Source organism: Streptomyces sp. NPDC001796, assembly GCF_042892355.1.
Lineage (GTDB): Bacteria > Actinomycetota > Actinomycetes > Streptomycetales > Streptomycetaceae > Streptomyces.
On the sequence record NZ_JBIAUC010000003.1, the window covers coordinates 88995 to 101571 of the forward strand.

Consider the following 12577-nt stretch of genomic DNA (forward strand, 5'->3'; position numbering starts at 1 on the left):
CCTGTGAATCAGGGCAGGCGGCGTGATGAACCGGCGATCACTTTGCTAGGTTGCGCAACTAGGCAATCGAAGTACGTCCCACTTCGCCCGACGGACCGGCCGCAGGCTCACGGCTGCGCACCCGAGGGCCGGGCTGGGCTCGACCGTTCGTGGGAGTGGGAAATGAGCGACCTGCGGGACGGCCTTACCGGCCGGGGCGGCGCACGCAACCGCACCACGGGGGTGCCTCGCCAACGTACTGATGGACCGACCGATCCGCGTCCCACGGGCGGCCGGGCCACCTCCCGCACCGGCTACCACGGGCACCCGCATCGCCGCGGCCGGCGCTCGCGACGCGACAAGAGGGGATTGCGGATCGCCGGCATATGCCTGACCGTGCTGGTCCTGGTCGTCGGCGGCGGCGGATGGTGGCTCTTCGAGCATCTGAACGGCAACATCCGCAGCGTCGCGCTCGACGGCAGCGGGGGCAGCGAGAAGGCGGACGCCTTCGGCCGTACCCCGATCAACATCCTGGTGATGGGATCGGACGCCCGCAGCAGCCAGACCGACTGCAATCTGGGTGGCGGCTGTTCGCAGACCGGCGTGCAGTCCGGCGACGGGAACGCGGACGTCGAGATGGTCGTGCACATCGCCGCCGACCGATCCAACGCCACCGTCATGAGCATCCCTCGCGACACCATGACCAGCATCCCGGCCTGCACCGACCCCACGTCGAAGCAGAGCACGGCCGGCTACTACGGACAGATCAACAGCGCCTTGTCGTACGGCCCCGCCTGCCAGGTCGCCACCATTCACCAGCTCACCGGCATCCCCATCGATCACTTCGTCAAACTCGACTTCTCCGGCGTGGTCAGCATGTCCGACGCCGTCGGCGGTGTCTCCGTGTGCGTCAGCGACAATGTCTACGACACCTACTCGCACCTGAAGCTGTCCAAGGGCACGCACACCCTCAAGGGCGTCGCGGCCCTGGAGTTCGTCCGCTCCAGGCACGGATTCGGCGACGGCAGCGACCTGGGCCGCACCTACGCCCAGCACATGTTCCTCAGCTCGATGATCCGCAAGTTCAAGAGCGCGGGCACGCTGACCGACCCCACGGCCGTCTACGGCCTCGCCGACGCCGCCACCAAGGCACTCACCGTCGACGACGGGCTGGGCAGCATCAGCAAGCTGATCGGTCTGGCCGCGGACGTGGACAAGGTGCCGTCGAAGGCGATCACCTTCACCACCATGCAGACCGCCCCCGACCCCGAGAACAAGGAACGGCTGGTCGTCGGACCGGGCGCCAGGTCCCTGTTCGCCACCATCGCCAACGACCAGTCCCTGACCGGGTCCAGCAGCCAGAGGTCCGCCCGGCCGTCCGCCACCGCCACGGCGCAGGCGGTCGACCCCTCCCAGGTCGCCGTGAAGGTCGAGAACGGCACCACCATCAGCGGCCGTGCCTCCGTCATCGCCACCGCCCTGACCGGCAAGGGCTTCAGCTCGGGCACGACCACGGCCAACGCCCCCGCCCCCGCGGCGACCACCACCCTCACCTACGGCGCCGGTAAGAAACCGCAGGCCCAGGCGGTGGCCCGCGCCCTAGGCCTGCCCTCCTCGCGCCTCAAGCAGGGCACCGACAGCGGCTTGACCCTTGTGATCGGCAGTGACTGGCCCAGCGGCAGCGGCTATCCGACCAGCGGCGGCAGCTCCTCCCCGGCGCCCGCCGACACCCACGCCGCGGTCTCCAACGCCCACGCCCAGACCGCCGACCAGTCCAAGACCTGCGCCCAGGTCAGCCCCTACAGGACCGTCCAGCTCAACGGCATCAACATGACCCCGGCCCAGGCATACGCAGCCGCCCGCAGCCGACCCGACTCCGACGCCTGAGACCGCCGACCGCCCAGGCCGTTCCGCTTCTGTCCGGGTGTGGCTGCGGATGGTCATGGCGCGCATGCTGCGGGTCGAGCGCGACACGTGAACCACCGGTCCCTGGCCGGCCGGATCAACGACCTCGGGGCGGCTACCTCGTACCGCAGTACCCGCTTCCTTCGCAGGCCCCGAAGGAGTGTCCGTGTCGGTCTGGAGGGCACTGGAGGTGCTTGCGGCGCAGCCGGTGGTGCCGTCCAGGCCCACCTGCCCATGGCCTCACCTGTCGGTGATCGCGGAGAGCCATGCCGTGTCCTCCGGGCCCGGCGCTTCTGGGCCGGGTGCGGGCAGCCGGCGGACCTCGCCCGTGCGCAGGGCGACCGTGGCCCGTGGCCGCATCGGCCCGTAGTCCCTGCGGGAGAGCAGGACGAGTTCCCAGACCGTCGCCGTCATGGCCTCGAGCCGGGTGGCGCAGTCGGCGGTGACTCGCCGCGGATCCCGGGTCCGGCCCAGGGACAGGTGCGGGGTGAAGTTCTTGGCGGGCCCGCGACAGCGCGGGAACCGTCGCTGCAGTGAGCTGTGCAGGTCCGCCCACGGTGCCTTGCCGCCCGCCGTCGGGTCGAGCCACACGGTGAAGTACGCCCGGTGCCGGAAGGTGCGCACCCCGTCCAGCCGGACGGTGAAGACGGGCGTCTCGGCCGTCGCCGCGGCGAGCAGGGGTGCGGCCCGCTCGAAGTCGGACTCCGGCACGAAGCCGAAGAGGACATTGACGTGCGGCGGCCAGCGGTGGATCTGCGGATCGTAATCCCGGCGGATGTCCTGGATCGGCGGCCACAGCTCCGCGGGTGGGATCCAGGCCACCGCGGTGCGGGCCGTGCGGGGGACGTCCAGGACGCCGACGGGCTCTTGCCTGCCGGGGCTCGAGTCGAAGCTCAGGTCACCTCGCGGGTCGTGCACCCGGCCTGCGCCCGACGCGTCGACGCGGTCCACACCCGTGGCCCGGTCCCAGACCACCTCGCCGTCCGCCTCGATGAACACCACCCGGTGCCATGGGATGTCGCCTCCGGGCACGAAGGAAGGCAGCGGGACGCGTTTGAAGGCACCCCCGCGCTGGCTGATCCCCAGAACGAACCGGCCCGGGTCGAACCGCGGGTCCCAGCGGATTCGGTGGTAGATCTCGTCGCTGGTTCGCATCACGCCTCCTCCGCGCCCGTCACGCCTTCTCCTCCAGGGTGCCGCGCACCCTGTGCTCGACGGTTGTTCCGCTCGCACCGCGACGCCTCAGGTGCGGTACGTGACGGGTGCGGAGCGCGCTGTTCCCGTCGACCGGCGAGTGGGTCGGGCCCTGGCCTCAGGAGGCGGGAGTTTCACGGTCGCACCGCTGAGCGACCGGCCGCGCGGCCGGCCGGGGCTCCTGCCGGGCCCCGGGCCGGAGCCAAGACGCCGAGACAGCGGCCACCCTCCGGCCCCGAGAGCCGACGCAACCTGACGGAAGTCCTCGTGCAGGTCTGCCTCTTGAGAACCGTGTGGCGGACGAAACCAGGAGAAGCATTGCCGTACGAGGGGTATTGACGGGCCTCGCCGAGACCTTAAGATCCCTGCTGCTCGAAGTACCGATCGCCGTCCGATATATCGAACGAGGTCAGCTGACAGCTTCGGCAGGCTGCCCCGCTCCGGCCGGTACCCAACGCAACGGTCTGTCACAAAGGAATGAGCCGCATGCCTTCAGAAGCCGGAGTGCCGCGCAGAACCGTCCTCACCGTCCTGGGCGCCGCCTCCCTCGCCGGGACCTTCGCCGCCGCCGCGCCCGCCGGGGCCGCCGAACTCACCGGCACAACCGCAAGCGCCCCTGCCGCGGACCTCCCCGCCGCAGCCGCCCACTGGACCTTCGACGAAGGCTCCGGCACCTCGGCCGCCGACTCCTCCGGCAACGGTCGTACCGCGACGCTCCAGGGCGCGGCCGGGTGGGACACCGGCAAGGTCGGCACCCACAGCCTGAGCCTCACGGCAGGCGGCGACGCCACGGCGTCCGGGCCGGTCCTCGACACCTCCAAGGCGTTCTCGGTGGGGGCCTGGGTCAACCTCGCTCAACTCGGCGGCTACCAGACCGCCGTCAGCATCGACGGCAAGGTCGTCAGCGCCTTCTACCTGGGGCTGCGCGACGACACCGGCACCTTCGCCTTCGCCCGGCTGAACTCGGACGCCACTCAGAGCGCAGCGGTGGCGGCCGCCGCTTCAGCGCCCACCACCAGCACCTGGACCCACCTGGTGGGCGTCAGCGACCCGACCGCCGGCGTCATCCGCCTCTACGTCAACGGCGTGCTGGAGGGGGAGAGCGCCTACACCGCGGGCTGGGCCGGCAGCGGCGACACCGCCATCGGCCGTGCGCTCTACGGCGGTGGGCACGTCGACCAGTGGCACGGCCTGATCGACGACGTGTGGATGTTCCCCTCCGCTCTCACCTCCGACCAGGTCGCGGCGCTGGCCGGGGTCCCTGTGGAGACCACGACGCCCCTGCTGAGCGTGGATGTCGCCAACCCCGCGCACGCCGTGTCCCCCATCCTCTCCGGTTTGATGTTCGAGGACATCAACCACTCCGGCGAGGGCGGCATCTACGCCGAGCTGGTGCAGAACCGCTCGATGATGGCCAGCGACACCACGCCCGTTCACTGGTCCGCCGTGGGCGGGACGTCCCTCGCACTCGACACCGCCAACCCGCTCAACGCCGCGCTGAACCGTTCCCTCAAGGTCGTACTGCCGAGCAGCACCGGGGCCGGAAGCCGGGCCGGCGTCGCCAACGACGGCTTCTGGGGAATACCCGTGCGGCCCCGAACCGCCTACACCGCCCGGCTGTTCGCCAAGGCGTCGCGGCGCATCGGCCCGCTCACGGTGGCCATCGAGTCGGCGGACGGCGCGACGGTGTACGCATCCGCCCACGTGCCGCACATCGGCACGGCCTTCACCGGCCGCCCGTTCGAGCTGACCCTGCGCACCGGTTCAGGCACCCCCGTGGTCGGTGACGCAAGGCTGACCGTGACCACTGCCGACCCCGCCGCCGCGGGGGAGACCCTGTGGCTCCAGCATGTGTCCCTCTTCCCGCCCACCTACAACAACCGGCCCAACGGCCTGCGCATCGACCTGATGGACAAACTGGTCGCTCTGAAGCCGAAGTTCCTGCGCTTCCCCGGCGGAAACTTCCTCGAGGGCAACACCATTGCCACACGGTTCAACTGGAAGAACACCATCGGCCCGGTCTGGGAGCGCCCCGGCCACATGGACGACGCCTGGGGCTACTGGTCCACGGACGGCCTCGGCCTCCTCGAATACCTGGAATGGGTCGAGGACATGCACGCCCAGCCGGTCCTCGCCGTGTTCGCCGGCTACTCGCTCAAGGGCGAACACGTCACCGGGGACGCGCTGGGGCCGTTCATCCAGGACGCACTCGACGAGATCGAGTACGTCACCGGCCCGGTCACCAGCACCTGGGGCGCACGACGTGCCGCAGACGGACACCCCGAGCCGTTCCCGCTGGAGTACGTCGAGATCGGCAACGAGGACTGGTTCGACTCCTCGAGGTCGTACAACGAGCGGTTCGCGGCCTTCCACGACGCGATCAAGGCGAAGTACCCGCATCTGAGGCTGATCGCCACGACGTCCGTGACGAGCCGCACGCCGGACCTGATCGACGAGCACTACTACCTCGCGCCGTCCGCCGCCCAGGCCTCCACCCACAAGTACGACAACCGGGACCGCGGTTCGACGAAGGTGTTCGTCGGAGAGTGGGCCGCGCAGGAGGGCCGCCCCACACCCGACCTCAACGCGGCGCTCGGCGACGCCGCTTGGCTGGCCGGTCTGATCCGCAACTCGGACCAGGTCCTCATGGAGTGCTACGCGCCGCTCTTCTCGCACGTCAAGAACAACGTCTGGGCCACCAACCTGATCGCCTACGACAACCTGACCAGCTACGTGTCACCCAGCTACTGGGCACAGCACATGCTGACGAGCAGGCTCGGCACCATGGTGCTGCCGGCCACCGCACGTGCGCTCCCCGGCCTCGCCACCGTGGCCACCCGCTCCGGGAACCGCCTCTACCTCGCGATCGTCAACTGCGGGACGGAGAAGGTGAGCGTGCCGGTCGAGCTGAAGGGGCTGGCCAAGGGGGTCAAGAGGCAGGCCACCGCGACGGTCCTGACCGGCCCCTCGCGCGCCACCACCAACACGCTGACGGAACCCGACACACTGGTGCCCAGGACGAGCACCGTGACCGGCGCGGCAGCGTCCTTCACCAGCACCGTGCCGCCGCTCTCGGTCACCGTGCTGGAACTCGTCCTGACCTGACCGGTTCAGGGGTGCTTCCCGGTCTCCGGAGGATCACCCTGCTGGGGCGGTGCTCCTCAGATGTTCCCGCAGCCACCGCTCGGTGTGACTCACGTGCATCAGAGCGGCGGCCTGGCTGAGGGCGGCGTCACGGGTGCACAGGGCATCGAAGATCGCCTCGTGTTCCGCGAGGGTCCTCCCCGCGGCCTGGTCGTCGACCAGGCCGCGCCAGATGCGGGCGCGCAGGGTACGGCCCGAGATGCCTTCCAGCAGGGTGAGCAGCGATTCGTTGCCCGTGGCCGAGACCACCGCGCGGTGGAACGCCGCGTCGTGCGCGTTGAGCTGTTCGACGTCCTCGCGGGCCGCGCGCATGGCGTCCAAGTGCTGCTTGACCTCCGCCAGCTGGTCGTCGGAGATCCGGGTGGCGGCCAGGGCGGTGGCGACCGGTTCGAGGAGCCGGCGAACCTCCATCAGGTCCAGCAGTGCCCCCGAGTCGCTCTGCAGCAGCTCTACCGCGCCGCCCAGGCCCTCGAGCAGCAGGCTCGGCTGGAGACTGGTCACATACGTGCCGTCGCCCCGCCGGACTTCGAGCACGCGGGCGACCGCGAGTGCTTTGACCGCCTCGCGGGCCAGGTTCCGGGACAGGCCCAGCTGAGCCGCCAGCTCCGGCTCCGGAGGCAGCTTCGAACCCGGTGGCAGCGCACCGGTGCGGATGAGCTCACGGATCTGCTCAATGGCCTTGTCCGTCAGAGACAACGCGCACCCCTTCCGTCTCCCCCGGAGTGTTCTCCGCGCTGCTTCGCGTGGGGACGTCCGGCCTGATCAGGCCCTGGGTGCGAAGGTCGTCCCAGAGAACTTCCGGGACGTGCCGACCGTGGAGTGCCACGTTGCGCCTGACCTGCTCCTGATCCCTCATTCCCAGGGTGACGCTGATGATACTGGGATGGCTGAAGGGGAAGGCGATCGCGGCGGCGGGCAGGGTCGTGCCGTGACGTTCGCAGACCTCGGCGATGGCCTGGGCACGGGCGACGAACTGCGGCGGGGCGTCCTCGTAGTCGTACTTCATGCCCGGCGCCGGACGGTCCTCGGAGAGCAGACCCGAGTTGAACACGCCGACGGCCACAACGGTCTTGCCGTGCTCCCGTGCGGCGGGCAGCACATCGTCCAGCGCCGACTGGTCGAGGAGCGTGTAGCGTCCGGCCAGCATCACCACGTCCGCCGCGGTTTCGCGCAGGAAGCGGGCGAGCATGGCCGACTGGTTCATACCGGCGCCGATCGCGCCGATCACGCCCTGGTCGCGCAGGTCCGCGAGGGCGGGCATCGCTTCGTCGGCTGCCTGCCGCCAGTGGTCGTCCGGGTCGTGCACGTAGACGATGTCGAGGCGGTCGAGACCCGTACGCTCCAGGGTGGCGTCGATGGAGCGGAGCACGCCGTCCCGGCTGAAGTCCCAGCGGCGGCGCAGGTCGTCCCGGACGACGAACCCCTCGCTGTCGACGCCCCGCGGCTGCTCGTTGGGCACGAGCAGCCGGCCCACCTTGGAGGAGACGACGTACTGCTCGCGGGGACGATCGCGCAGGGCGGCCCCCAGGCGTCGCTCGGAGAGGCCGAGCCCGTAGTGCGGCGCGGTGTCGAAGTACCGGATGCCGCTGTCCCAGGCCGCCTCGATCGCGGCTGCCGCATCCTGGACCGGGGTGACCCGGTAGAGATTGCCGATGGCGGAGGCCCCGAAGCCGAGCTCGGTGATGTCGACGGTGGTGTTCGTGATGTTCCGGTGTCGCAAGACGTGCTCCTCGGGTCCTACGGGTGGGACAGGGCGCCTTTCAGCGTCTGACGGTGGCCGAGCCGCCCGCCGTGAGCGCGTCGGTGAGCGGGCCGCCGTTCGTGGCGGACGGGACGGTGAGCACGGGGAGGATCCGGGCGCCGGCCGGCACGGAGGCGAGCGATGCGGTCATCGGCCCAGCCATCCGCCGTCGACGGGCAGGACGGTGCCGTGGACGTAGGCCGCGGCGTCGGAGGCCAGGAACACGGTGGCGCCCGCGAGGTCGTCGGCGGTGCCCCAGCGTCCGGCCGGGATGCGGTCCAGGATCGCCTTGCCGCGCAGCGGATCGTCCCGCAGTGCCCGGGTGTTGTCGGTGGCGATGTAGCCCGGCGCGATGGCGTTGACGTTGACGCCTTGCGGGGCCCACTCGTTGGCCAGTGCCTTGGTCAGTCCGGCGATGCCGTGCTTGGCGGCGGTGTAGCCGGGGACGGTGATGCCGCCCTGGAAGCTGAGCAGCGAAGCGGTGAAGATGATCTTCCCTTGGCCGCGGGCCACCATCGCCGCGCCGACCGCCCGGGTGAGCGCGAACTGGGCGTTGAGGTTGACCTGGAGGACCAACTCCCAGTCGGCGTCCGAGTGTTCGGCGGCCGGAGCCCGACGGATGGTGCCCGCGTTGTTGACGAGGATGTCCACCGGCCGCTCGCGGCCCGCGAGGTCCGCGCCCAGCGCCCGTACGGCGTCGGGGTCGGCGAAGTCGGTCCGGACCGCCTCGAAGGTGCGCCCCGCGGAGACGACGTCCTTCTCCACCGCGCTGCCGGACTCCTCCAGCGAGGCGCTGACGCCGATGACGTCCGCGCCGGCCTCGGCCAGCGCACGGGCCATGGCCCGGCCGATGCCGCGCCGGGCGCCGGTGACGACGGCGAGCCGGCCGGTCAGGTCGAACAGAGGCATCTCAGGCTCCCGTCGTGTCGTTGCCGCAGTCCACCAGGATCTTCATCACGTCCCCGCCCGCCTCCAGCGCCTCGAAGGCCGCGGGCGCCTCGGTCAGGGACACGACCTTGCTGATCAGCCGCTCTGCGGGGATCGTGCCGTCCGCCACCAGCGTCACCGCCTGCTCGAAGTCCGAGCGGTCGTACAGCCGGGCACCGACGAGGGTGAGTTCGCGCCAGAAGAAGCGGTGCAGGTTCACCTCGCGGGGCCGGGGGTGGATCGCCACCAGGCACAGACGGCCGCGCACGCCCAGCACCTCCACGGCGGTGCCGACACCGCCCGCCGCGCCGGAGACCTCGAAGGCGACCTCCGCGCCCGCGCCGCCGGTCCACCGCCGGACGAGGTCGGGCACGTCCTCGGCGGCCGGGTCCCAGGCGGTCAGACCCAACTCCTCTGCGAGCAGGCGCCGGTGGGTGCTCGGCTCCACCACGCGGACCTCGGCACCGGCCGCCCGCGCCACCAGCGCGATGAGCACCCCGACCGGTCCGCCGCCGACCACGACGACCCGCTCACCCTCCCGCACCCGGGCCCGGCCGACGTCGTGCACGGCCACGGCCGTGGGCTCCACGAGCGCGGCCCGGTCCAGGGCGAGGGAGCCGGGCAGCCGGACGAGGGTGACGGCGGGCACGGTCCAGCGCTGCTGCATCGCACCCGGCGAGTCGATGCCGATGAAGTCGAGGTTCTGGCAGATGTGCCGGTGCCCGGAGGCGCACGCCGGACAGGTGCCGTCCCAGCGCAGCGGCATCACGGTCACCGCGTCACCGGGGTGCCAGCCCTCCACGTCAGGGCCGACGCGTACGACGCGGCCGGACATCTCGTGCCCGAGGACGGCGGGCGCGGTGACCCGGGCGTCCATGTCGCCGTGGAAGATGTGCAGGTCGGTGCCGCAGATGCCGACGAAGGCGGGCGCCAGTTCCACCTCGCCGGGGCCGGGGGAGCGGGTCTCGGCGGGCGCCGTGTCCAGGGTGCGGGCGGCCGTGTAGCGGACTGCGAGTGTCATCGTCGGGTCAGGGTCCCTTCAGCGCGGACGCCGATGGTCAGCAGCAGGTTGGCGTACGTACGGATGTCGGCGGTGACGATCGCCAGCGCCAGGTCGCGGGAGCGCGCGGCGTCGTAGAACTCGAAGCGGCCCAGCGTCTCCACCGGGGCGGGCGCCAGCCGGGCGCGGTACTCGGCGATGGCCGGCGGCTCCGGTTCGCCCTCGGGCGGCACCATCACCTGTGCCGACTCCACGGGGATGGCCCGCAGGAGGACGTCGAGCACGGTGGTGACGTCCAGCAGGCCCGGCCGCAGGTTGAGGTGGACGATCGTCGCCCGCTCGCCGGTGGCCGTACTGGCGGGGTAGTGGCCGTCGGCGAGCAGGACGCGGGCGCCGTGGCCGGATCCGGCCAGGGCTTCGAGGATTCCGGGGTGGATCAGTTCCGTCAGGAGCACGGCGGCCCTTCCTTCGTCGGGACAGGCGTCAGGTGGTAGAAGGCCGTCGCGGTGCCGGCGAGCACCGCGTCGATCTCGGTGCCGGAGCAGCCGTCCAGGAGTTCGTCGACGGCGTCGGCCCAGCGGTTCCAGCCACCGGCGAGCACGCAGACCGGCCAGTCGGAGCCGAACATCAGCCGGTCGGGGCCGAAGGCGGAGAGCAGGACCTGCCACACCGGACGAATGTCGTCGACGGTCCACTTCTCGTGGTCGGCCTCCGTGACGAGGCCCGACACCTTGCAGTGGACCTGGGGACGCCTGGCCAGTGTCCGCACCTGCTGTGCCCAGTCGGTCAGTTCCCGCCGTGCGAGAGGCGGCTTGCCCGCATGGTCCAGGACGAGGGGCAGCTCCGGGACTCTCTCCGCAAGAGAGGTCGCCTGCCGGAACTGGTGGCTGCGGATCAGCACGTCGTAGGCGAGCCCGCGCTCCCCGACCGCTCGCAACCCCCGCTCGACGTCCGGCCGTTGGAGCCAGTGCGGGTCGGACTCGCCCTGCACGAGGTGCCGTACGGCCCGCAGGTACCGGCCGGCGGACCCTGTCCGCAGGTCGTCGAGGACGGCGCCGATCGCGGGGGACGTCAGGTCCACCCAGCCGACGACGGCGCCGATCAGCGGGTCGCTGTCGGCCAGCGCGAGGAGGTCGCGGGTCTCGGGGACGGACGTGACGCACTGGACGACCACCGTGCTCGTCAGCCGTCGTCCGGCGATCGGACGGGTCGCGGCCGAGCGCAGGGCGTGCGAGCTGAAGCTGCGGCGGAGCGGCTCGTGCCCGGGTTCGTCCAGCCAGGGCTGCGGCCGCAGGTCCAGGTTCCATACGTGGTGGTGGGCGTCGACGAGGCCCTGGGCGTCAGACACGGGCGGTCCAGACGGGTCCGTCGGGGTAGGCGTACTCCTTGAGGGACTCCGGGTGCATCTGTGCGCTCAACCCGGGTAGCTCCGGCGCCAGGTAGTGACCGCCGACGATGCGCACGGGGTCGACGAAGTGCTCGTGGAGATGGTCGACGTACTCGATGACCCGGTCCTCCACGGTGCCGGACACGGCCACGTAGTCGAACATCGACAGGTGCTGCACCATCTCGCACAGACCGACGCCCCCGGCGTGCGGGCACACCGGCACGCCGAACTTCGCGGCGAGCAGCAGGATCGCGATGTTCTCGTTGACGCCGCCGACCCGTGCCGAGTCGATCTGCACGATGTCCACCGCGCCGGCCTGGAGGAGCTGCTTGAAGACGACCCGGTTGGCGACGTGCTCGCCGGTGGCGACCTTGATGGGGCTGACGGCCCTGCGGACCGCGGCGTGACCGAGGATGTCGTCCGGGGAGGTGGGTTCCTCGATCCAGTACGGCTGGTAGAGCGCCAGAGCGCGCATCCAGTCGACGGCCTGGGTGACGTCCCATCTCTGGTTGGCGTCCACGGCGATGCGGATGCCGTCGCCCACCGCCTCGCGGGCGGTGCGCATGCGCCGCACGTCGTCCTCCAGCAACGCACCGACCTTCAGCTTGATCTGGGTGAACCCTTCGGCGACGGCCTCCCGCGCCAGGCGGGCCAGCTTCTCGTCGGAGTAACCGAGCCAGCCGGGGGTGGTGGTGTAGGCGGGATAGCCGCGCTCCAGCAGCCGGGCGATGCGCTCCTGACGGCCCGGTTCGGCGCGGCGCAGGATCTCCAGCGCCTCCTCGGGAGTGAGCGCGTCGCTCAGCCAGCGGAAGTCGACCTGCGCGACCAGTTCCTCGGGTGACATCTCGCCGAGGAACCGCCACACGGGCTTGCCCGCACGCTTGGCCGCCAAGTCCCAGGCGGCGTTGACCACCGCGCCGGTGGCCATGTGGATGGCGCCCTTCTCGGGCCCCAGCCAGCGCAGTTGGGGATCGTGCACGAGGGAGCGGGAGAACGCGCCGAGGTCGGCGCAGACCTGGTCCACGGAGAGTCCGACCACGTGCGGAGCGAGGGCCGCGATGGCCGCGGCCTGCACGTCGTTGCCGCGGCCGGTGGTGAAGGCCAGGGCGTGCCCCTCCAGTCCGTCGCCGGCGTCGGTGCGCAGGATCACGTAGGCGGCCGAGTAGTCGGGTTCGGGGTTCATCGCGTCCGAACCGTCCAGGTGCTCGGACGTCGGGAACCGCACGTCCAGGACGTCGAGGGCGGTGATGCGGGCGGATGCGGACACGGCAGAGGACATGAGGGCAACTCCTGTGAGAGC

General features: G+C 71.2%; 11 protein-coding genes. 2 read left to right on the top strand and 9 right to left on the bottom strand.

The window, feature by feature from the left end; translation table 11 throughout:
- Nucleotides 1–162 precede the first annotated feature (162 nt).
- Nucleotides 163–1866: an LCP family protein gene (locus ACFYZE_RS07105; RefSeq protein ID WP_388989709.1), complete on the top strand. Its 1704-nt coding sequence runs from the start codon at nucleotides 163–165 to the stop codon at nucleotides 1864–1866.
- 258 nt (nucleotides 1867–2124) lie between these two features.
- Here the strand turns inward: ACFYZE_RS07105 and ACFYZE_RS07110 are convergent, their stop codons facing one another.
- A complete protein-coding gene (locus tag ACFYZE_RS07110) occupies nucleotides 2125–3039 on the bottom strand; it encodes an RNA repair domain-containing protein (protein ID WP_388989711.1) in 915 nt (304 codons plus the stop codon).
- A 525-nt stretch (nucleotides 3040–3564) separates the two neighbouring features.
- Between ACFYZE_RS07110 and ACFYZE_RS07115 the strand changes: the two genes are divergently transcribed.
- A complete protein-coding gene (locus ACFYZE_RS07115; RefSeq protein WP_388989713.1) occupies nucleotides 3565–6183 on the top strand; it encodes a LamG-like jellyroll fold domain-containing protein in 2619 nt (872 codons plus the stop codon).
- A gap of 33 nt (nucleotides 6184–6216) precedes the next feature.
- On the opposite strand, the gene ACFYZE_RS07120 is transcribed toward ACFYZE_RS07115, so the two are convergent.
- The 8 genes from ACFYZE_RS07120 to ACFYZE_RS07155 are packed head-to-tail and all read right to left on the bottom strand — an operon-like array spanning nucleotide 6217 to nucleotide 12556.
- A complete protein-coding gene (locus ACFYZE_RS07120) occupies nucleotides 6217–6918 on the bottom strand; it encodes a FadR/GntR family transcriptional regulator (protein ID WP_388989715.1) in 702 nt (233 codons plus the stop codon).
- A complete protein-coding gene (locus ACFYZE_RS07125; protein WP_388989717.1) occupies nucleotides 6893–7942 on the bottom strand; it encodes an aldo/keto reductase in 1050 nt (349 codons plus the stop codon). Before ACFYZE_RS07125 ends, ACFYZE_RS07120 begins: the two co-directional genes overlap by 26 nt.
- 40 nt (nucleotides 7943–7982) lie before the next feature.
- The gene (locus ACFYZE_RS07130) at nucleotides 7983–8114 is read right to left on the bottom strand and encodes a hypothetical protein (protein WP_388989719.1); all 132 of its coding nucleotides are present in this window, start codon (nucleotides 8112–8114) and stop codon (nucleotides 7983–7985) included.
- Nucleotides 8111–8872, bottom strand: a complete 762-nt coding sequence (locus ACFYZE_RS07135) for an SDR family oxidoreductase (RefSeq protein ID WP_388989720.1) — start codon at nucleotides 8870–8872, stop codon at nucleotides 8111–8113. Before ACFYZE_RS07135 ends, ACFYZE_RS07130 begins: the two co-directional genes overlap by 4 nt.
- A 1-nt stretch (nucleotide 8873) precedes the next feature.
- Nucleotides 8874–9911, bottom strand: a complete 1038-nt coding sequence (locus ACFYZE_RS07140) for a zinc-binding dehydrogenase (RefSeq protein WP_388989722.1) — start codon at nucleotides 9909–9911, stop codon at nucleotides 8874–8876.
- Nucleotides 9908–10345, bottom strand: a complete 438-nt coding sequence (locus ACFYZE_RS07145) for an RbsD/FucU domain-containing protein (RefSeq protein ID WP_388989724.1) — start codon at nucleotides 10343–10345, stop codon at nucleotides 9908–9910. The genes ACFYZE_RS07140 and ACFYZE_RS07145 overlap by 4 nt, the downstream gene beginning before the upstream one ends.
- Complete coding sequence (locus ACFYZE_RS07150; RefSeq protein WP_388989726.1) at nucleotides 10336–11238, bottom strand: amidohydrolase family protein; 903 nt, start codon at nucleotides 11236–11238, stop codon at nucleotides 10336–10338. Before ACFYZE_RS07150 ends, ACFYZE_RS07145 begins: the two co-directional genes overlap by 10 nt.
- Nucleotides 11231–12556, bottom strand: a complete 1326-nt coding sequence (locus ACFYZE_RS07155; protein ID WP_388989727.1) for an L-fuconate dehydratase — start codon at nucleotides 12554–12556, stop codon at nucleotides 11231–11233. The genes ACFYZE_RS07150 and ACFYZE_RS07155 overlap by 8 nt, the downstream gene beginning before the upstream one ends.
- Nucleotides 12557–12577: the final 21 nt, after the last annotated feature.

Coding starts and splice junctions, on each gene's coding strand:
- ACFYZE_RS07105 (WP_388989709.1), top strand. CDS start 163: ATGAGCGACCTGCGGGACGGCCTTACCGGCCGGGGCGGCGCACGCAAC.
- ACFYZE_RS07115 (WP_388989713.1), top strand. CDS start 3,565: ATGCCTTCAGAAGCCGGAGTGCCGCGCAGAACCGTCCTCACCGTCCTG.
- ACFYZE_RS07110 (WP_388989711.1), bottom strand. CDS start 3,039: ATGCGAACCAGCGACGAGATCTACCACCGAATCCGCTGGGACCCGCGG.
- ACFYZE_RS07140 (WP_388989722.1), bottom strand. CDS start 9,911: ATGACACTCGCAGTCCGCTACACGGCCGCCCGCACCCTGGACACGGCG.
- ACFYZE_RS07155 (WP_388989727.1), bottom strand. CDS start 12,556: ATGTCCTCTGCCGTGTCCGCATCCGCCCGCATCACCGCCCTCGACGTC.
- ACFYZE_RS07135 (WP_388989720.1), bottom strand. CDS start 8,872: ATGCCTCTGTTCGACCTGACCGGCCGGCTCGCCGTCGTCACCGGCGCC.
- ACFYZE_RS07130 (WP_388989719.1), bottom strand. CDS start 8,114: ATGACCGCATCGCTCGCCTCCGTGCCGGCCGGCGCCCGGATCCTCCCC.